Origin of the sequence: Nonomuraea rhizosphaerae, from assembly GCF_019396405.1 — a bacterium.
Taxonomy (GTDB): domain Bacteria; phylum Actinomycetota; class Actinomycetes; order Streptosporangiales; family Streptosporangiaceae; genus Nonomuraea; species Nonomuraea rhizosphaerae.
Genome location: NZ_JAHKRL010000511.1, coordinates 1 through 18,403, shown reverse-complemented (window position 1 = coordinate 18,403; position 18,403 = coordinate 1). Strand labels below are relative to the sequence as shown.

Sequence of the window (18,403 nt, the reverse complement as noted above, 5' to 3'; positions counted from 1 at the left end):
CGCCTGCCCGCCCTACATGATGGCGGCGACCCCGCGCGGCCGTGGCCTGATCGCCTCACGGAAGCGCGGCGATCACAGGGGCGCGGGGGCGCCCACCGGGACGGCCGCCGGCTGGCGGCGTGTCGCGTACCACTCGCAGGCGAGCCAGGCGGTCATCAGCCCCACCCCCGCCCAGACGGCCGACGACGTGGCCAGGGGCGGCGCGCCGAGCAGTCCGGTCTGTCCCTTCAGCGCGGCGTACACCTGGCCCATGACCGCGCTCTGCGCGACCAGCGCGCCGTAGACGGCGGCGGTCGCCAGCGCGGCCCCGACCACCGCGCGCACGGGCGCGAGCCGGACCGCGAACGCCAGGTCGACGCAGAGGCCGCCGGCGACGAGGAAGAACGGCACGGCCGAGGGCGGGAAGCCGCCGACGGTCAGCAGCGGCCAGATCAGCACCCTGAACCCGACGTACGAGGCCGCCACCAGCGTCGCCGCGCCGAACCTGCCGATCAGCATCCTGGCCACCACCAGCACGCTCACCCCGCCGACGACCGCGTACACGGGGTACAGGAAGTCGGGCACCGGCAGCGAGAACGCGGTCATCATCGCCCGGTCCACCGGCCGTCCCATCTGGTCGGCGGCGAACCTCAGCAGCGTCGGCTCGGCGTACACGGCGTTGTTGTCCCAGGCGCCGATCGACAGGATGCCGTACTCCTGATGCTGCTCGGGGAAGTGCAGGTTCTCCAGGAAGAAGGCGAGGAACGCGCCGAGCACGACCGTGCGGCGGCGGCCGGCGGGCGCGCCCATGAACCAGCCGCGGACCACCCCGGCGATCATGAAGAACGTGCCCGTGTACAGCATCATGTGCGACGGGCTCCACGAGGTGATGTCGAGACCGTTGACTCGGTGGTTGATCAGGTCGAGCGGCACGGCGACCAGGAACACGCCAGTGCCCCACTGGATCAGCCGCAGCGCGAGCCTGTCCACGCCGTAGCCGGTGTAGCCGTGGACGATCGTCAGCCCGAGCGCCAGCGCCGTGCCCGCGGAGTTGAGCAGGTGCGGCGGGGCCAGGTCGTCGCGCAGCCACATGAAGTGCCACGAGACGTCCCACGCCGAGCCGAGCAGCTTGAGCGTGAACGCCACCAGCCATCCGTAGTAGAGCACCCTGAAGAGGTCGGGCGGTGTCTCGCGCCCCGCCTGCCCCCGGGTCCAGTACGGCAGGGCCCAGGTGACGACGTTGTTGATGATTGCTGGAGCCTTCACGGCGGAAATCTTACGGGTGCCCGCTCTGGAACGATGCGCCCGATGTCCGTGGGGCTCGGGGTCATGCCGTGGCTCGCAGCGAGTACATGAGCGGGATCCTGGCCCGGCCCTCGGGGACCCGGTAGCTCGCGCCGTCGCGGACCAGCGTCGGGAAGCGGGCGAACATCGTGTGGTCGTGCTCGTGCACGAACTCGATCCGCAGGCCCGCGGCGGCCACGGCGCTGATCACCTCGCCGAGGCCGTGCTGGAACTGGACCGAGGTGTCGTGCTCCAGCACCTCCGACCCGGTGTACGAATGCGGATATTTCCAGACCTCGGGGCCGCTCTGGAAGTAGTCGCTGTTCACGGTCGTCCCGGTCTCGTCGTCCAGGATGTTGGCGAACGGATGGAATTCCGCCATGTAGAGGAAGCCGCCGGGTCGCAGCAGCGACGCCACGGTCCGCGCCCACCGGGTGAGGTCGGGCAGCCACACGAGTGACCCGAGGCCGGTATAGACGATGTCGTACGTCTCCCCCAGGGCCTCGGCCGCGTCGTACACGTCGGCCACGACGAACCTCGCCCCGAGCCCCGTCTCCTCCGCCAGGCTCCTGGCCTGCGTGATGGCGCTCCCGGAGAAGTCGAGGCCGGTGGCCCGCGCTCCCCGGCGCGCCCACGAGAGCGTGTCGAGCCCGAAATGGCACTGCAGGTGGACCAGGTCGCGCCCGGCCACCTCGCCGACCTCCGGCAGCTCGAACTCCCTGATCGTGCACTGCCCGGCCCTGAAGGCGGGCACGTCGTAGAAGTCGCTGGCCACGTGGATCGGGACGCGGTCGTCCCAGTTGGCACGGTTGAGCGCCAGATAGTCCTCCATACGGCCGAGCCTAGAAGGCGAGGGGGGACCAAGGTCAACCCGTTCCGCGCAACCGGATCGGCAGGTGCTTGAGTCCGTTCTGGAAGTTGGAGGTGAGGCGCACGGGCTCGCCCGCCAGCTCGACGTCCCAGGTCAGCAGCTCGGTGAGGACGGCGCGGAACTGGACCCGGGCCAGGTGGGCGCCCAGGCAGAAGTGCGGGCCGAAGCCGAAGCTGACGTGGTCGTTCGGGGTGCGGGTGATGTCGAACCGGTCGGGGTCGGGGAAGACGTCCGGGTCGCGGTTGGCGGAGGCGTGGTAGACGACCACTTTCTCACCCGCGCGGATGCTCCGGCCGCCGAGCGTCAGGTCGCGGGTGGCCGTACGGCGGAAGTCCATGACGGGGGGCCAGTAACGCAGCATCTCCTCCACCGCGGAGCCGAGCAGCGACGGGTCCTCGCGCAGCCGGGCCAGCTCGGCGGGGTGCCGCAGGAGGGTGAGCAGGCCGCCGGGGATGCCGTTGCGCAGGGTCTCGTTCCCGGCGACGGCGAACAGGAAGAACATGTTCTCGAACTCAGGCCCGGTCAGGCCACCCTCGATCATGGCCGACATGACGGACCGGTTGCGCGGCTGCCCGGCCAGGGCGTGCGCGTAGGCGAACATGTCCTTCAGCGCCGCCCTGGAGCGGGGGTTCACGCCCGGCCCGAGCAGGGGCCGCTCCTGGACGGCCCGCCGGCCGACGGGGCTGAGCCTTTCCGTGTCGGCCGTGGACAGGCCCGCGTAGTCGGCGTCCTGGTAGCCGATCACCCGCGACGCCCAGTCGTACAGCAGCCGCCTGTCCTCGTCCGGCACGCCCATGACGTGCGCGAGCGTCCAGACGGGCAGGTCGGCGGCGACCTCGACGAAGTCGCACTCACCCCTGTCGAACAGGGACGCCGCGCGCTCGGTGATCGTCCGTTCCAGTGCCCGCACGGCGCGCGGCGTGAAGGCGGCGGCCACGATCCTGCGCAGCCTGGAGTGGTCCGGCGGGTCCGTGTTCAGCATCATGGCCTGGACGAACGCCAGGTCGGCGGGGGTGTCGGGGTCGCGGATCTGGGTCGCGCCGAGGTGGGAGGAGAAGTCGGCCGGGGTGCGCAGGACGTGCTTGACGTCGGCGTGCCGGAAGACGCCCCAGTAGCCCGGGCCCTCGCGCCACGGGCCGACGGCGGGCTCGGGGATGCGGCAGACGGGCGATTCGCGGCGAAGCCGGGCGTACAGGTCGTACGGGACCTCGTCGGCGTACGTGGCAGGAAGGAACACCTCGCTCAACGGCGGCCTCGTCCCCTCGTTGTCCACAGCCGGCGGCCTCGTCTCCTCGTTGTCCACAGCCGGCGGCCTCGTCTCCTCGTTGTCCACAGCCGGGCGTCTCGCCTCTTCGCGCATGCCTTCCAGCGTGCATGATGGGCGCGTGACTCCAGAAGACGGCGAGGCCATTCTGCGCGACTACTTCGCGCCGTGGATCCAGCAGCTCGGGCTGCGCGTGCGGGAGGTGGGCGAGCGGCACGCCGTGGTCTGCCTGCCCTGGTCCGGCGCGCTGGCCCGGGAGGGCGGCGGGCTGTGCGGCCAGGCGATGATGGCCGCCGCCGACACGGCCACGGTCATCGCGATCTCCTCGGCGCGCGGCGGGTTCGTGCCGATGACGACGGTGCAGCAGTCGACGACGTTCCAGCGTCCGGTGACGGGCAAGGACGTGCTGATCGACGTACGCGTCACCAAGCTCGGCCGCACTCTGGCCTTCTCCGAGATCACGCTGACGGCCGCGGGTGCGGACGAGCCCGCGGCGCGGGCGTCCACCGTCTACGCGATCTTGGGTTGACGGCGGGTCTCAGGGGTTTCTCAGGTATGAAAAGTAGGCTCACCAGCATGAAACGTGTGGCCGCGCTGGTCGCGGTGCTGGCGCTCGCCGGGGCGGTGACGTGGCTGGTGTGGCCGTCGGCTCCCCCGTCGCGAGGCGTCGACCAGCGGATCGTCGTCATCGACGGACCGGCCGACAACCAGCGGGTCGGGCTCGACACGACGTTCTTCCCGCCCGCCGGCGGCGGGAAGGCTCCGGCGGTGCTGCTCGCGCACGGGTTCGGCGGCAGCAAGGAGAGCGTGCGCCAGCAGGCGGCGCAGCTGGCGCAGGACGGCTACGCGGTGCTGACCTGGTCGGCGCGCGGCTTCGGCCGCTCGTCCGGCGAGATCGCCCTCAACTCCGCCGACTACGAGGTCAAGGACGTCAAACAGCTCATCGACTGGCTGGCCACGCGGCCGGAGGTGCGGCTCGACGCGGCCGGCGACCCGCGCGTGGGCATCGCGGGCGGCTCCTACGGCGGGGCCATCGCGCTGATGACGGCCGCCTACGACACGCGGGTCGACGCGATCGTGCCGCAGATCACCTGGGCCGACCTGGCCGACTCGCTCTTCCCCGACGCCTCGGGGCAGGGGCCGGCCAACGGCGTGTTCAAGCGCATGTGGGCGGGCTACTTCTTCGGCCGTGGCGCCCCGGTGCAGTCCCAGGGGCTGCAGGGGCTGGGCTCACTCAGTCAGCAGCCGGCGCCGCTGACCGCCGAGCAGGTCAGGTGCGGCAGGTTCACGCCCGCGGTCTGCGACATGTACCAGCAGGTCGCCAGGACCGGGCGGGCCACGCCCGAGGCGATCGCGCTGCTGGGGAAGTCCAGCCCGGTGGCGGTGGCGGGCCGCATCAAGGCCCCGACGCTGCTCATCCAGGGCCAGCGCGACTCGCTGTTCCCGCTCGCCCAGGCCGACGCTAACGCCAAGGCGATCGCCGCCGCGGGCACCCCGGTGAGCCTGGCCTGGTTCGACGGCGGCCACGACGGCGGCAACGGCGAGGTCGACTGGCTGTACGAGCAGACGGCCGACTGGTTCGGCCACTACCTCAAGGAGGACGGCTCGCCGGTGGCCAAGCCGTTCACCGTGACGCGTGACGGCGGCCGCGACCCGGGCACCCGCCAGCGCATCAGGCTGCACCCCGAGTCCGGCGCCTACCCCGGCCTCGGCGGCACCGCGACCACCACGATCACGCTCAACGGCCCGGAACAGAACGTCGCCAACCCGCCCGGCGGCTCCCCCGCCGCCATCTCGACAGTGCCGGGCGTCAACGGCCTGCTCGGCGGCGGTGGCGGCGGCGCCACCAACCTCAGCGTCGGCCTCGACATGCCGGGCCAGGCGGCCACCTTCGAGTCGGCGCCGCTGACCGCGCCGCTCCAGCTCACCGGCAGCTCCTCGGTCAGGCTGAGGGTGTACGGCGAGGGGCAGGTGACGCTGTTCGCCAAGCTGTACGACGTGGCCGACACCGCGCAGCCGCCCTCGCTGCCCGCCGGCCTGGTCGCGCCGCTGCGCGTGACGATCCCGGAGGGAGCCGGCAGCGTGGACGCCACGGTCACCCTGCCGACGGTCGACTTCGCCTTCGCGGCCGGGCACCGGGTGCGGCTGGCGGTCTCGACCACGGACATGGCCTACGCCACGCCCACCGAGCCCGCCTCGTACCGGATCGGCCTGGCCTCCCCCGCCCTGACCGTCCCGACGGTGGCCGCGCTGGAGGCGCCCGCGACCGGGATCGACTGGTGGGTGTGGGCGATGCCGCTGGCCTCGATCGTGGTGGCGGGCGTCATCCTGGCGACGGGCCGCAAGCCGTCCCGCCGCCGCCCGGGCCCGCTCCGCAGGCTGACCGCCCGTGAGGAGAGCGCGGTACGGGAGAGCGTCCCGGCCGGCGAGGAGGCCCGCACCGGCGCCACCGTCAGGGCCGGCCACGCCACCGTCCAGGACGACCGGATCGCCCTCGGCGAGGTCTCCACCCCGGACGACCTGTCCACGCTGGGTGAGATGTCCGCCCTGAACGACCTCGCCGCGCTGGACGGCCTCGACTCGCCCCGCGAGGCCGAGGTCATGGACATCGGCGCCGCGCCCGCCGGTCGGCGGAACGGGCGGGCGGCCGGGAGCGACCCGGACACCGCGCCGGCCGCCGACGACGTGCTGCCGCTGGAGATCGCCGGCCTCACCAAGGCGTACCGCAACGGCGAGCTGGCCGTGGACGACCTGTCGTTCCGGGTCGAGCGCGGCCAGGTGCTCGGCCTGCTGGGGCCCAACGGCGCCGGCAAGACCACCACGATGCGGATGATGATGGGCCTCATCCAGCCGGACGCCGGCGAGGTCCGCATCTTCGGCGACCAGGTGACGCCCGGAGCTCCCGTGCTGTCCAGGCTCGGGTCGTTCGTGGAGGGGCCGGGGTTCCTGCCGCACCTGTCGGGCCGCGACAACATCGAGCTGTACTGGGCCGCCACCGGCCGTCCCATGGAGGACGCCCGGTTCGAGGAGGCGCTGGAGATCGCCGGCCTGGGCAAGGCGCTGGAACGGGCCGTGCGCACCTACTCGCAGGGCATGCGGCAGCGGCTGGCCATCGCCCAGGCCATGCTGGGCCTGCCGGACCTGCTCGTGCTCGACGAGCCCACCAACGGGCTCGACCCGCCCCAGATCAGGGAGATGCGCGAGGTGCTCAAGCGGTACGCCCGCGACGGCCGTACGGTGATCGTCTCCAGCCACCTGCTGGCGGAGGTCGAGCAGACGTGCAGCCACGTCGTGGTCATGCACCGGGGCCGCCTGGTCTCGGCGGGGCCGGTGTCGGTGCTGCTCAGCGGCGCCGCTGCCAACGGGCACGGGCCGCGCCTGGAGGACGTGTTCATCGACCTCATCGGACAGACGCCATGACCGCCCACCTGAGGGACAAGCACCTGACGGACGCCCGCCCGGCGAAGGACCGCTCGACGAAGGACCGCCAGGCGGAAGGCCGCCTGAGGGAAGACACCACCACCTGCCGGGAGGCATCATGACCGCCGCCACCGGCTACGCGCCCCGCCGCACGCTCCCCCTGCGGGTCGAGATCGTCCGCCAGTTCAAGCGCCGCCGCACGCTCGTCATGTTCGGGCTGCTGCTGGCGCTGCCGTGGATCCTGGTGATCGCCTTCCAGTTCGGCCCGCAGTCGAACAGCAACGGGCAGGCGGCGCTGCGCATCTCCGACCTGGCGACGGCTGGCGGCCTCAACTTCGCGGCGTTCGCCCTGTCGGTGTCGGCCAACTTCCTGCTGGTCGTGGCCGTCGCCCTGTTCTGCGGCGACACGGTGGCCAGCGAGGCGAGCTGGTCGTCGCTGCGCTACCTGCTGGCCGCCCCCGTGCCGCGCGACCGGCTGCTGCGGCAGAAGCTCGTGGTGGCGCTCGGCTACTCGGCGGCGGCGGTGATCTGCCTGCCGCTGATGGCGCTGCTGGCGGGCACGCTGGCGTTCGGCTGGCACGACATCCAGGTGCCCGGCACGGGTGAGACGATCGCGGCCCTGGACGTGCTGCCGCGCTTCGGCATCGTGATCGCGTACGCGATGGTCAGCCAGCTCGTGACGGCGGCGCTGGCGTTCCTGATCTCCACCCTGACCGACTCGCCGCTCGGCGCGGTCGGCGGGGCCGTGGGACTGTGGATCGTCAGCACCATCCTGCAGGCGGTGGAGGCGCTGGGGTCGCTGCGCGAGTTCCTGCCGACGTTCTGGAACACCGCCTGGCTCGACGCCATCGCGCCGGAGATGGACTTCAGCGGCATGATCAAGGGGGCGTCGGTGTCGGTGACGTACGCGGCCATCCTGATCGCGGTGGCGTTCCGCCGCTTCCGCAGGAAGGACGTGGTCAGCTAGGGCCGCCCCGGCGAAACGGGCTTCTCACCCCGCCGAACGGGCTTGTCACCACCGCAAAAGGGGCTTGTCATCCCCAGTGGGGCGGCTTGTTGTCCAGGTAGAAGGAGTCGGCGTCGCTGTCGCGCGAGTCGCGCCAGTCGCCCCATCCGAGGTCCGTGTCGTCGCCCGTCTGCTCCGGGAGAAATTCACTCACGGAATACATGCTACTCAGTTGAACAAACCCATTCCCGGGCAGTGCGCCGAACCCCCTGCCGCCAGCGAGCACGAGGGTACGATGCGTAAGCAGGTAGTCGCCTATTCCCCGTGAGGTCGCCCATGGCCACCCCGACAGGCTGGCGGCGAGAAGGCAATCTGCCGGCGGAGCTGACGAGCTTCGTAGGCAGGACCCGCTTGCTCGCCAACCTCAAGCGACACCTGGGCGAGTCCCGCCTGGTGACGGTTACCGGTATCGGAGGGGTGGGCAAGTCCCGGACGGTCCTGAGGCTGGCGCATCAGGTCCGCTCCCAGTACCAGGACGGCGTGTGGTTCGCCGACCTGGCCAGGCTGCAGGACGCGGGGATGGTCAAGCACACGATCGCCTCCGCCCTGGGCATCGCCGACCAGTCGTCGCGGGCCGAGTCGGAGTCGCTGTCGGAGTGGGTGGGCGAGCGCGACATGCTGCTCATCATCGACACGTGCGAGCATCTCGTGCAGGGCTGCGCCGAGCTGGTCGAGGAGCTGCTGGAGCGGGCTCCCAACCTGAAGGTGCTGGCCACCAGCCGTCAGTCGCTGCACCTGCCGTACGAGCACGTGGTACCGGTGCCGCCGTTGCAGGTGCCGGGCGACGATCCGGCGGAGAGCCTGTTCACGAACGAGTCCGTGCAGCTGTTCGCGGCGCGAGCGGGCGCGGTGATGCCCGATTTCGTGCTGGACGAGCAGAACATCGGGGCGGTGGCGGAGCTGTGCCGCCGGCTCGACGGCATCCCGCTGGCGATCGAGCTGGCCGCCGTGCGGCTGCGGGCCCTGTCGGTCGAGCAGATCCTGGGGCTGCTCGCCGACCGTTTCAGCCTTCTCGCGGGAGCCAGCCGTACCGCGCTGCCGCGCCATCAGACGTTGCGCGCGGCGATCGGATGGAGCCACGAGTTGTGCGAACCGGCGGAGAGACTGCTGTGGGCGCGGCTTTCGGTGTTCGCCGGTGACTTCGAGCTGGACGCCGCCAGGTTCGTGTGCTCGGACGACCGGCTGCCCTCGGAGGACATCACCGACCTGGTCACCGGGCTGGTGGAGAAGTCGATCCTGCTGATCAGGAGCAACCACGCCGGGGTCCGTTACAAGCTGATCGACACGCTGGCGGAGTACGGCGAGGAGTGGCTGGACAAGCTCGGCCAGAGCGAGCACATGCGCCACAAGCACCTGGAGTACTACCTGAGCCTGGCCCAGCGCAGCGAGGACGCCTGGTCGGGCCCGAGGCAGATCTACTGGTTCGTCCGGATGCGCCAGGAGCACGACAACGTGCGGGTGGCGCTGGAGCACGCGCTGCGCACGCCGGGTGAGTCCGTCCTGGCGCTGACGCTGCTGTCGTCGTTGTGGTTCATGTGGGTCTGCTGTGGTTTCGTGCGCGAGGGCAGGCTCTACCTGGAACGTGCGCTGCACGCCAATCCCGGCGTGAGCAAGGAGCGGTGCAAGGCGCTGTGGGTGCTGTCGTACGTGCGCAGCGCGCAGGGCGACAGCAGCGGAGCCCTGACCGCGGCCGAGCAGTGCAGCACCGAGGCGGTCAGGGTCGGCGACTCCAAGGCCGTCATCCTGGCCTCGAAGATGCAGGGCACGGCCGCCCTCCTCCAGGGCGACCTGCAGAAGGCCAGCGCGCTGCTGGGCGTGGCGATCGAGTTCAACACCGACAACAAGGAGCTGAACCCGGGCCTGCTGCCCGCGATCGTCGAGCTGGCCATCGTGCTGACCTCGCAGCAGGAGCTGATGGAGGCCGAGTCGCTGCTGACCGACTGCCTGCAGGTGTGCAGGGAGCGCGGTGAGCTGTGGGTCAGCTCGTACGCGGAGTGGGCGCTGTCGGTCGTCCGGCTGCACACCGAGCGGCCGTCGGTCGCCCTGGCGAACGTCCAGGAGAGCCTGCGGATCAAGCGCCACTTCCACGACACGCTGGGCACGCTGATCGCGCTGGAGACGACGGCCCGCGTCTACACCGCCACCGAGCAGGCCGAGGTGGCCACCCAGCTGCTCGGCGCCCTGCACCAGAACTGGAAGACCGCCGGGCTGCCGATGCTGGGGGCGCCCTGGCTGGCCATCGACCACGAGAAGTGCGTCAAGGAGTGCGAGCGGCTGCTGGGGACCGACCACTACAAGGAGCTCTTCGAGATCGGCGCGCGGCTCGACCTGGACGAGGCGTCCGCGCTCGCGCTGGGCGAGCTGGACGCCTCGTCGTGACAACAGGTCGCGTCGGGGAAAGGGCTGGGGACTCAGCCTGGGCGGGGTTCCCGCCGAGAACCGGGGACTCAGCCCCCCGGGGTGCTACGGGGGCTCGGTTCGGGTCAGGGCCTCAGGACGCCTGGGCCCACAGGGTGCCGGAGGGCCAGGCGTGCATGTAGCGCGCGCTGCCCAGCGAGTACTCGATGTGCCCGCGCACCCAGTGCTCCAGCCCCTGTACGTAGGCCTGTACGGCGGGCGAGCCCCAGGCGTCGACGGACGCGCGTAGCCGCACCATCTCGGCCACGGCCTGGTCGTGCATCATGGCGACCTCGTCGAGCGCCTCCTGCAGCGAGTAGCCGCGGTGGGTGACCAGGACGTTGACGAGGTTGTGCCGGGCCTTGTCGTGCTTGCGTTCCTTCGCGTAGGAGAAAAGGTCGTTGTCCCAGACGACCAGGTCGTTGGCGTGCTCGGAGAGCGCCCTGATCTCCGGGTGGTGCCACTCCTCGGGGGTGAGCCGCTTGCGGCCGGCGATGTCGATGAGGGCGTAGACGGGGTACATGGCGCCGGTGCGGCGGCGCATGAACACGTAGTCCTCGGGGGTGGGGACGACGTCGGACTCGCGGTTGGCCGCCTCCCAGACCTGGGCGAAGATGTACTCCTTGGTGGCCGTGGACCAGCGGTCGAGCTGGTCGCGCTCGGCGTGGGCCGCGATGCGGTCCTTGAGCTCCCGCAGTGACCTGGCGAAGACGTTGGTCACGGGCTGGTCGGTCTCGATGTCGTGCAGGACTCGGAACATCTCGGGGAGCGCGCGGGCGATGAGCGCGGTGTGCCTGCTGAGGTCCTCGGACTCGCAGAAGCCGTCGTCGAAGGCGAACAGCCAGATGCACCAGTCCATGAGGAGTTTGAGCATGTCGCGGTCGACGAGCGGGTACGCGCGGGCCGTGAGCCAGCCGAACCTGGCTCCCCGGTAGCGCTCCAGCATGTCGGCTTCGTTCAGCATGCCTGACTGCTTCAGCCAGACGAAGCTGTCTTCGCTGGCCTCTGCGACGTGCGGGTTCACCTCGTTGGCGAACGGGCACTGGAGCGGAGGGATGCGGACGGGTGTGGCGTGCGCAGAAGATGTTGCCATACTTGCATGGTCTCTGCGATCAACAAACGTGGCTATATAGCGCGATGACGGCTTTTCTTTACCCTTTGAACCTGCTACTGCCTGAACCGTTCCTCGACGCCGAACATGCGTGCCGTGTCCCGAGCTGACGGAACGCCACCGTCCGGATCGGCTCCGGCGTGGATCAACGCTCTGACCACGGCAGACTTCTTCTTGAACACGGCACCCGCCAGAGATGTCCGGTCACGGTCGTTCACCTAGGCCCGATCGGCGCCGAACCCGGCGAGCATCCGCACCGTCGCGGCATGATCGCGGTGAGCCACGAGCATCAGCAAAGTGTCACCTTTGCTGTTGGCGAGATTTGCCGGAACTCCGGCCTCCGCATGGGCGCGCGATGCCTCGGTGTCACCCGCTCCGGTCAGGTCGAAGATCGCGGCGGGGGACTCATCGGTCCCGGGAGCCCCGTCCACCGCGCTGATTCTCCCTCGATAGGGTGCCCTGCACGGAATCGTTGCGGCTCGTCGTAGGTTCTGAGAAGAGTACCTAGGGAAAGGCTGTCCAACCGTGTACGACCCGACGGACCTCTACAAGCTCGCAGACGACGCGCCCGAGCTCGTCGATCCGGTGCTTTTGTACCATTTCGATGGCTTTGTGGATGCGGGCGGCGCCGGGCGCCTGGCGCTCGGCCACCTGCTGGCGGAGCTTGAGCACCGGGTTGTGGCGACTTTTGACGTGGATCGCCTCCTCGACTACCGCTCACGACGGCCGATCATGACCTTCGACACGGACAAATGGGTCGAGTGCGAGAGCCCCGAGCTGGCGGTCTACGCCACCAAGGACGCCACGGGCACCCCGTTCCTCGTGATGAGCGGCCCCGAGCCGGACCGTGAGTGGGAGCTGTTCACCCGGGCGGTGGGCGTGCTCATCGACGAGCTCAAGGTGAGCAAGATGGTGACGCTCCACGGCATCCCCATGGCGGTCCCGCACACCCGGCCGCTCGGCATCACCATGCACGCCAGCCGCCCCGAGCTGATCAACGCGCAGACCAGCTCCTTCGGCCGCGTCCAGGTGCCGGGCAGCGTGGCGGCGCTGATCGAGTTCCGGCTCGGCGCCAAGGGCCACGACGCGCTCGGCTACGCGGTGCACGTGCCCCACTACCTGTCGCAGGCCGAGTACCCGCACGCCGCGGTCGCCGCGCTGGAGGCGGTCGCCCGGGGCACCGGCCTGCTGTTCCCGATGGACGCGCTGCGTGACGCGGCCCAGCGGACCACGACCGAGATCGAGGAGCAGATCCAGGCGTCGAGCGAGCTGTCCACCGCCATCAACGGCCTGGAGCAGCAGTACGACGCGTTCGCCGGCGGCTCGGAGCGGGAGAACCTGATCGCCGAGACCACCCCGATGCCCACCGGGGACGAACTGGCCGCCCAGTTCGAGCGCTTCCTGGCCGAGCACGACGACGAATAACCCCGATACGCTGGGCCGATGGACGAGATCAAGGTCGGCCTGGTCGGCTACGGCACGGCGGGCGCCTACTTCCACGCGCCCCTGATCGAGGCCACGCCGGGCCTGCGGCTCTCGGCCGTGGTCACCCGCGACCCCGGCCGGGCCGCCGAGGTCAGCGCCCGCTACGGCGCGGCGGCCGTGGCCGAGCCGGGCGAGCTGTGGGAGCGCTGCGACCTGGTGGTCATCGCCTCGCCGAACAAGACCCACGTCCCACTGGCCACCGAGGCGCTCACCCGGGGCAGGCCCGTCGTGATCGACAAGCCGATGGCGCCCACCGCCGGCGAGGCCCGCGCGCTCGTCCGCCTGGCCGCCGAGCGCGGCCTGATGCTGACCGTCTACCAGAACCGGCGCTGGGACGGCGACTTCCGCACCCTGACCCGGCTGGCCGGGGAGGGGCGGCTCGGCGACGTGCTGCGCCTGGAGTCCAGGTTCGAGCGGTGGCGCCCCGCGCCCAAGGGCGGCTGGCGCGAGTCGGGCGGCCCGGACGAGGTGGGCGGCCTGCTGTACGACCTGGGCAGCCACCTGGTCGACCAGGCGCTCCAGCTCCTGGGGCCGGTGCGCGAGGTGTACGCCGAGAGCGACGTCCGGCGCGAGGGGGTCAGCGCCGACGACGACACGTTCGTGGCGCTGTCCCACGCCGGTGGCGCCCGGTCGCACCTGTGGGCCGGCTCCATGGCCGCCCGGCTCGGGCCCCGGTTCCGGGTGCTGGGGTCGCGGGCGGCGTACGTGAAGTACGGGCTGGACGTGCAGGAGGAGCGGCTGCGCGCCAGCGCCTCACCCGCCGCGCCGGGGTTCGGCGAGGAGGACGAGGAGAGGTGGGGCACGCTGGGCACCGACGACGACCACGTCAAGGTCCCCACCGAGGCGGGGGCGTACCTCGGCTTCTACCGCGGCGTCGAGGCGTGCCTGCGCACGGGCGCGGCGCCGCCGGTGGACCCGGAGGGGGTGATCGCGGCGCTGGCCGTCATCGAGGCGGCCCGCCGGTCGGCGACCGAGCGCACGGTGGTCACCCTGCCCCTGGGCTCGTGACCGGCGCGCCGGCGCCGAGGTCTCCAGAAAGCTGAGGTCTCCGAAGGGGGAGGCGGCGCTCAGTCGCGCAGGCGGGCGCGCATGGCCTCCGTGTCGGCCGCCGTCCACCCGTGGGACTCCAGCCACGCCGCCGACCCGCCGAACCGCTCCTCCAGCACCTGGAAGAACTGCTCGATGTACCGCGGCCTGGGCATGTGGTCGTCCGCGGGCCGGGAGTCCAGGTCGTCCCGGTACGTGGCGCTGCCGCGCAGCCGCCGCAGCACGCCCTCCAGGCGTTCCCCGGTCGCCACGTAGTCGGCCACGACGGCCTCGCGGGTCACGCCCGCCAGCTCCAGCGCCAGCGCCGACAGCACGCCGGTGCGGTCCTTGCCGGCCGCGCAGTGGACCACGACCGCGCCGTCGTCCAGCGCCATCGTGCGCAGGGCCGCCACCACGGCGTCGGGCCTGTCGCGCAGGTAGCCGTAGTAGAAGCCGGTCACCCGCAGGTCCTCGTCGAGCTGACGCTCCTGCCAGGGCAGCACCCGCTCGGCGTCGATGGTGTCGGCCTCGACGTCGGTGTGCACGCCCCCCTCGGGGAACAACGTGAGGTGGTGGTGCGTCACCTCCGGCACCCGGGTCAGCGGGCCGGGCCCCTCCAGCGCCACCTCGGCGTTGGAGCGGAGGTCGACGACATGGCGCAGCTTGAGCTCCGTGACCAGCCGGGTGACGTCCCTGTCGGTGAGTCCTTGGAGATTGTCCGAACGGAAAATCCGGCCGTAACGGGTGACCCCGCCGTCCCTGGTGGGGAGTCCGCCCAGGTCACGCACGTTGACGGCGCCTTCAAGATCGATCCATCTCGTCATCGCGTTCATTGGTTAGAGCCTATATGTCTCCTCAAAGATGAGCGGATTCGAGGTTCATAACGCAGCATGAACGTATGGATCCACGCGCTCTGCCTCCGCGGCTGGTGATAGATCCATCGTTGCCTCCCGATGTGTCTGTCCAGCTGCGGTCCAGCCCGCACATCCTCCGCATGGCTCGCCGGGGCCAGCGGATGGACTCCTCCTACAACCCGACGCTGCTCTTCGTCCTGCCCGGCATCCTGCTCCTGGCCTTCATCCTGACCGGCACGACGGGCGTGATCGTGACCGCGTTCGGCATGGGCCTGATCGCGCTGCTGCGCTGGCTGGCCGTCGACGCGACGAACCGCGCGACGAAGCGGCGGCTGCAACTCGCCTACCAGTACGCGGCCCACTACGTGTTACCCGAGGACCTCGACTACCCCTGCCAGCGACTGCTGCGCCGCGCCCAGAGCGCCGTCGACGCGATCCTGGCCTCCCAGGTGAACAGGGCCGGGCTGATCGACACCATCGACAACCGGGTGACGCTGCCCGAAGAGGTGTGGCAGATCGCCCAGCGGCTGGCCAGGTTGTCGTCCATGCACGCCGAGCACGGCAGGCTCATCCCCCGCGATCTGCCGTCCGGCATGGAGGACGCGTTCAAGCCGTACACGACGGCCCTGGACGCGGCGTGGACGTCGCTGTCACGGCGGGTACGGCACCTGGAGCAGTACGCCAAGCAGGTGGTCAAGGCGGACAAGGTGTTCCACGCGCACAGGCGGCTGGAGGCCCTGGCCGCGCGTACGCCCGACTACCAGCAGCTGATCGCGGAGACCGTCCACGACGAGATGGCCCACACGCACATCAGGCAGCTGGCCGATCAGGCGGCGCACGTGCGCAAGCTGTTCGAGGAGAGCATCGCCGAGGCGAGACAGGCGGCCGGGGAGCTGCTGCGGATCCCGCTGCCGGATCACCACGAGATCCCGCTGCCGGACCCGCACGCGCTCCACAGGCCGCCGGAGCCTCCCGAGGCCCGCACGTCGCCGGACACTCGCCAGGTCCGGAGGGCGCCGGACGCCCCCGAGCCGCGCGGGCCGGTCGCGGACACCGACTCCACCGTCCCGATCAAGCGGCAGGACAGCGCCTCGGGGCCGCAGCCCGTCTAGGACCGCGCTCCCCTGAGGACGGCGCTCTCCGCCGCGGGCCACGCTTCCTCAGGGCTGCGCTCTCCTGAGGAGCTCCAGCGTGCGCCGCATGCCGGCCTCGTTGCCGAGACTGCGGTAAATGTCCCTGGCCTGCTCCAGCGGCTCCACCGCGGCCCGCGGCCCGCCGGAGTCGAGGTGCGCCTCGCCGAGGTAGCGCAGGCTGAGCGCCATCCACCACCGGTCGTCCAGCTCCTCGAACGCCTGTACGGCCCGGCGCATCTCCCCCTCGGACTCCTCCATCCGGCCCAGCCTGGCCAGCGACCGGCCGGCTGACAGCGCGCTGCGGGCCACGCCCCAGGAGTCGCCGAGCGCCACCAGGATCTCCTCGGCCCGCCGGACGAAGTCCAGCTCGCGCAGCCCGTTGGACGGGTCGCCGACCTCGCCCGCGGCCCGCAGGCAGCGTGCCTCCTCCCACAGCTCGCCCCGCTGCCGGAACATCTCGGCGGCGCGGTCGAGGCTGTAGCCCGCCTTGGTGAACCCTTCGAGGGCGGCCCGGTGGTCCCCTTCGCGGTGCCTGCCGCGCGCCTGGGCGGCCAGCACCTCCCCGTACGCGCGCAGCGTCTGCGCCTCGGAGTAGCGGTTGCCGTCGTTCTTGAACACCTCAAGGGCGTCCTCGAGCAGCTCCCTGGCCTCCTCGGGACGGCGTTCGGCCAGGCGCATCTCGGCGAGGTTGCGCTGGGTGCGGGCCATCCACCAGAAGTCCTCCTCGCCCTTGAACGCGGTGATCGCGCCGATCAGGTACTCCTGCGCCCGGTCGAGGTGGCCGTCGTTGAACAGGCCCATGCCGATCGTCCGCATGGCCCTGGCCGCCCACCAGGTCTCACCGAGGCCGGTGAAGATCTCCAGCGCCCGCTCGGCGCCGGCGCGGCCCTGCTCGTGCCCGCCGAGCCCGCCCTGCACGGCCGCGCGGTCGAGCAGCGCGATGCCCTGCGCGCGCCGGTCGCCGGTGCGCAGCGCCGCCTCGCAGCCCGCCTCGGCCACGACCTGCCAGTCGGCCCAGTACGCCCGCAGCGAATGGCACAGCGAGCAGAACGCCCTGGCCAGCCCCGAGGTCAGCTCCCACAGCTCCAGCTCCCTGGCCAGGCCGACCATGGCGATGAGGGAGAGCCGCTCGGCGTTCAGCCAGTCGCCCGCGTGCAGCTGGCCCTCGACGCTGGAGCGCCGCCCGCCGCGGCTCCAGTCCTGCGGCCAGCGGTCCTGCGCCGCCTCCTCGGCGCGGCGGCGGTAGCCGGACAGCACCCGTTCGATCGCCGCCCTGCGCCGGGCCTGGTCGTCCTCCTGGGCCAGCTCGGCGGCGAACAGCCGGACCAGGTCGTGCAGCCGGTAGCGCATCGCCCCGGTCGGGTCGACGCCCGAGCTCTCGGCGAGCTGCGCGTCGATCAGGGCTTCGAGCTGGTCGGCGCCGTCGAGGACGGAGATGTCCAGCAGCTCGCCGGCCACCCAGCCGGGCACGTCGGGCGAGGTGAGCCCGGACAGCAGGCGCAGCAGCCGGCGCTGCATGCCGGTGCAGTCGTCGTAGCTGAGCTGCACGGACGCCCGTACGCTCTTGTCCACCGTCGGCGCCAGCTCCAGCTGGTCGAGGCGGCGGCGCTCGTCGGTCAGCCGGTCGGCCATCTGCCGCAGCGTCCACTGCTCGCGGGTGGCCAGCCTGCCGCCGCAGATGCTGACGGCCAGCGGCAGGTAGTCGCAGATCGTGACGATCTCCTTGGCCGAGGCGAGGTCGTCCACCACCCGCGCGCCGCCCGCCAGCCTGGCCAGCAGCTCCACTCCGTGCGCCTCGCTGAACACGCCGAGCTGCGTGTCGTGGGTGCCGTTCAGGAACAGCGGCTGGCGCGAGGTCACCAGCACCGCGCAGCCGGACTCGGCCGGGATGAGCGGTTTGACCTGGTCGGCGCCGTGGGCGTTGTCCAGGCCGATGAGGATCTTGCGGCCCTTCGTCCAAGTCAGCCAGAGCTTGCGCAGCTCCTCCAGGCCGCCGGGATCGGTGGTCAGGCGGACGCCGAGCGCCCGCAGGAACCCGATCAGCGCCTCCTCCGGGCGTACCGGGGCGTCGACGCCGCCGCGCAGGTCGGCGTACAGGCGCCCGTCCGGGAACGCGCCGGAGATCTCCTGCCCGAACCTGGCCATGAGCGCCGACTTGCCGACGCCGCCCCTGCCGTACACGGAGATCACGATCGGCGGCGACAGGTCGCTCGGCCGGCGCCGCGCCCCCAGGACGCCGCGCAGCTCGGCGAGCGCCTCGACGCGGCCGGTGAAGTGCTCGGGCACGGGCGGCCACTGGTCGGGGGCGCGCGAGGACGGGTCGGCGGGCGTCTCCCGCTTGGGCCTGCCCTCGGTCGTGGCCCAGGTGGTCAGGCCGACGAGCAGCGCCGCCGCCACCGTCACGCCCACCTTGGCGACGGGCGGGATGTCCCAGTCGACGGACGCGGCCAGGATGCTGGCCGCCGCCGCGGCGACACCCGCCGCGAACGGCGCGGCCAGTGGCACCTTCCTGCGCCGCGGTTGCGGCTTCTCCGGCAGCTGGCCTGTCAACTAACACCCCCTCCGGGGTGGTT

The 18,403-nt window shown here is 71.5% G+C and carries 15 protein-coding genes; 7 read left to right on the top strand and 8 right to left on the bottom strand.

Annotated elements, in window-relative coordinates; all coding sequences use genetic code 11:
* Positions 1-72: 72 nt before the first annotated feature.
* The 3 genes from KME77_RS26660 to KME77_RS26650 form a co-directional block, all read right to left on the bottom strand.
* On the bottom strand, positions 73-1,245 hold the full coding sequence (locus KME77_RS26660) for a hypothetical protein (RefSeq protein ID WP_308250917.1): 1,173 nt from the start codon (positions 1,243-1,245) through the stop codon (positions 73-75).
* Between the two features lie 61 nt (positions 1,246-1,306).
* Positions 1,307-2,095 carry a class I SAM-dependent methyltransferase gene (locus KME77_RS26655; RefSeq protein ID WP_219471690.1) on the bottom strand — a complete coding sequence of 263 codons (789 nt, stop codon included), beginning with the start codon at positions 2,093-2,095 and terminating at the stop codon, positions 1,307-1,309.
* Positions 2,096-2,129: 34 nt separating this feature from the next.
* Positions 2,130-3,494: a cytochrome P450 gene (locus tag KME77_RS26650; protein WP_219471689.1), complete on the bottom strand. Its 1,365-nt coding sequence runs from the start codon at positions 3,492-3,494 to the stop codon at positions 2,130-2,132.
* A 25-nt stretch (positions 3,495-3,519) separates the two neighbouring features.
* Between KME77_RS26650 and KME77_RS30425 the strand changes: the two genes are divergently transcribed.
* The 3 genes from KME77_RS30425 to KME77_RS26630 all read left to right on the top strand — a co-directional run bounded on the left by KME77_RS30425 (position 3,520) and on the right by KME77_RS26630 (position 7,785).
* Positions 3,520-3,927 (top strand): PaaI family thioesterase, encoded by a 408-nt coding sequence (locus KME77_RS30425; protein ID WP_219471688.1) that lies wholly within the window; start codon positions 3,520-3,522, stop codon positions 3,925-3,927.
* 47 nt (positions 3,928-3,974) lie between these two features.
* Positions 3,975-6,818: a CocE/NonD family hydrolase gene (locus tag KME77_RS29605; RefSeq protein WP_246610795.1), complete on the top strand. Its 2,844-nt coding sequence runs from the start codon at positions 3,975-3,977 to the stop codon at positions 6,816-6,818.
* Between the two features lie 118 nt (positions 6,819-6,936).
* Positions 6,937-7,785, top strand: coding sequence for an ABC transporter permease (locus tag KME77_RS26630; protein WP_219471687.1), 849 nt, complete (start codon positions 6,937-6,939; stop codon positions 7,783-7,785).
* A 67-nt stretch (positions 7,786-7,852) separates the two neighbouring features.
* Here KME77_RS26630 and KME77_RS30080 read toward each other — a convergent pair whose 3' ends face one another.
* Complete coding sequence (locus tag KME77_RS30080; protein ID WP_281424264.1) at positions 7,853-7,978, bottom strand: hypothetical protein; 126 nt, start codon at positions 7,976-7,978, stop codon at positions 7,853-7,855.
* 122 nt (positions 7,979-8,100) lie between these two features.
* Here KME77_RS30080 and KME77_RS26625 point away from each other — a divergent pair, with 122 nt between their 5' ends.
* A complete protein-coding gene (locus KME77_RS26625; protein ID WP_219471686.1) occupies positions 8,101-10,203 on the top strand; it encodes an ATP-binding protein in 2,103 nt (700 codons plus the stop codon).
* Positions 10,204-10,315: 112 nt separating this feature from the next.
* Here KME77_RS26625 and KME77_RS26620 read toward each other — a convergent pair whose 3' ends face one another.
* Positions 10,316-11,314, bottom strand: coding sequence for a terpene synthase family protein (locus KME77_RS26620; protein WP_219471685.1), 999 nt, complete (start codon positions 11,312-11,314; stop codon positions 10,316-10,318).
* Between the two features lie 236 nt (positions 11,315-11,550).
* Positions 11,551-11,763, bottom strand: coding sequence for a hypothetical protein (locus KME77_RS29600; protein ID WP_246610793.1), 213 nt, complete (start codon positions 11,761-11,763; stop codon positions 11,551-11,553).
* 94 nt (positions 11,764-11,857) lie between these two features.
* Between KME77_RS29600 and KME77_RS26610 the strand changes: the two genes are divergently transcribed.
* Positions 11,858-12,757: a proteasome assembly chaperone family protein gene (locus KME77_RS26610; RefSeq protein WP_219471684.1), complete on the top strand. Its 900-nt coding sequence runs from the start codon at positions 11,858-11,860 to the stop codon at positions 12,755-12,757.
* Positions 12,758-12,775: 18 nt separating this feature from the next.
* Positions 12,776-13,825 carry a Gfo/Idh/MocA family oxidoreductase gene (locus tag KME77_RS26605; protein WP_219471683.1) on the top strand — a complete coding sequence of 350 codons (1,050 nt, stop codon included), beginning with the start codon at positions 12,776-12,778 and terminating at the stop codon, positions 13,823-13,825.
* A gap of 59 nt (positions 13,826-13,884) precedes the next feature.
* On the opposite strand, the gene KME77_RS26600 is transcribed toward KME77_RS26605, so the two are convergent.
* Positions 13,885-14,676, bottom strand: coding sequence for a tyrosine-protein phosphatase (locus KME77_RS26600; protein ID WP_219471682.1), 792 nt, complete (start codon positions 14,674-14,676; stop codon positions 13,885-13,887).
* 161 nt (positions 14,677-14,837) lie between these two features.
* On the opposite strand from KME77_RS26600, the gene KME77_RS26595 reads away from it, so the two are divergent.
* A complete protein-coding gene (locus KME77_RS26595; protein ID WP_219471681.1) occupies positions 14,838-15,809 on the top strand; it encodes a hypothetical protein in 972 nt (323 codons plus the stop codon).
* A gap of 48 nt (positions 15,810-15,857) precedes the next feature.
* On the opposite strand, the gene KME77_RS26590 is transcribed toward KME77_RS26595, so the two are convergent.
* On the bottom strand, positions 15,858-18,380 hold the full coding sequence (locus tag KME77_RS26590) for an ATP-binding protein (RefSeq protein ID WP_219471680.1): 2,523 nt from the start codon (positions 18,378-18,380) through the stop codon (positions 15,858-15,860).
* Positions 18,381-18,403 lie beyond the last annotated feature (23 nt).

Excerpts from the sequence above, each read along its gene's own strand:
- KME77_RS26655 (WP_219471690.1), bottom strand. The coding sequence starts at position 2,095 with ATGGAGGACTATCTGGCGCTCAACCGTGCCAACTGGGACGACCGCGTC.
- KME77_RS26650 (WP_219471689.1), bottom strand. The coding sequence starts at position 3,494 with ATGCGCGAAGAGGCGAGACGCCCGGCTGTGGACAACGAGGAGACGAGG.
- KME77_RS29605 (WP_246610795.1), top strand. The coding sequence starts at position 3,975 with ATGAAACGTGTGGCCGCGCTGGTCGCGGTGCTGGCGCTCGCCGGGGCG.
- KME77_RS26630 (WP_219471687.1), top strand. The coding sequence starts at position 6,937 with ATGACCGCCGCCACCGGCTACGCGCCCCGCCGCACGCTCCCCCTGCGG.
- KME77_RS26625 (WP_219471686.1), top strand. The coding sequence starts at position 8,101 with ATGGCCACCCCGACAGGCTGGCGGCGAGAAGGCAATCTGCCGGCGGAG.
- KME77_RS26620 (WP_219471685.1), bottom strand. The coding sequence starts at position 11,314 with ATGGCAACATCTTCTGCGCACGCCACACCCGTCCGCATCCCTCCGCTC.
- KME77_RS26605 (WP_219471683.1), top strand. The coding sequence starts at position 12,776 with ATGGACGAGATCAAGGTCGGCCTGGTCGGCTACGGCACGGCGGGCGCC.
- KME77_RS26600 (WP_219471682.1), bottom strand. The coding sequence starts at position 14,676 with ATGAACGCGATGACGAGATGGATCGATCTTGAAGGCGCCGTCAACGTG.
- KME77_RS26595 (WP_219471681.1), top strand. The coding sequence starts at position 14,838 with ATGGCTCGCCGGGGCCAGCGGATGGACTCCTCCTACAACCCGACGCTG.